Origin of the sequence: Streptomyces albidoflavus (genome assembly GCF_000719955.1) — a bacterium.
GTDB lineage: Bacteria > Actinomycetota > Actinomycetes > Streptomycetales > Streptomycetaceae > Streptomyces > Streptomyces albidoflavus.
Genome location: NZ_JOII01000093.1, coordinates 1 through 504, shown reverse-complemented (window position 1 = coordinate 504; position 504 = coordinate 1). Strand labels below are relative to the sequence as shown.

Sequence of the window (504 nt, the reverse complement as noted above, 5' to 3'; positions counted from 1 at the left end):
AGGCCGCTGTTCTCGAAGTAGTCGACGGCGGGGAAGCAGTCGGCGAGGCGGCGGGTGTCGACGAGGACGACGGCGCCGATGGCGCCGCGGACGAGGTCGTCCCACATGAACCAGAAGCGGTCCTGTCCGGGGGTGCCGAAGAGGTAGAGGATGAGGTCCTGGTCGAGGGTGATGCGGCCGAAGTCCATGGCGACGGTGGTGGTGGTCTTGTCGCCGGTGTGGGTGAGGTCGTCGATGCCGGCGGATGCGCTGGTCATGACGGCCTCGGTGCGCAGCGGGTTGATCTCCGATACGGCTCCCACGAACGTGGTCTTGCCCACGCCGAAGCCGCCCGCCACCACGATTTTCGCGCTGGTGGTGGAGCGGGCCGCTCCGCCGTTAGAGCTTGCGAAGTCCACTGAGCACCCTTTCGAGCAGTGTCACGTCTGGCTGGCCCCCGGCGTTCTCGTCGCCGCCGGGCTGATGGATGGCGACAAGCCCGGCCTCCGCCAAGTCGGCGACAAG

At 68.1% G+C, this 504-nt stretch carries 2 protein-coding genes; both read right to left on the bottom strand.

Annotated features, from left to right (window positions below; translation table 11 throughout):
- The coding region (locus tag IF45_RS0131075) for a GTP-binding protein (protein ID WP_037638929.1) at positions 1 to 398 on the bottom strand (398 nt) is incomplete at its 3' end.
- Positions 379 to 504: DUF742 domain-containing protein (locus IF45_RS32820; RefSeq protein WP_008417515.1), on the bottom strand; the 126-nt coding region annotated here is incomplete at its 5' end. The genes IF45_RS32820 and IF45_RS0131075, both read right to left, overlap by 20 nt.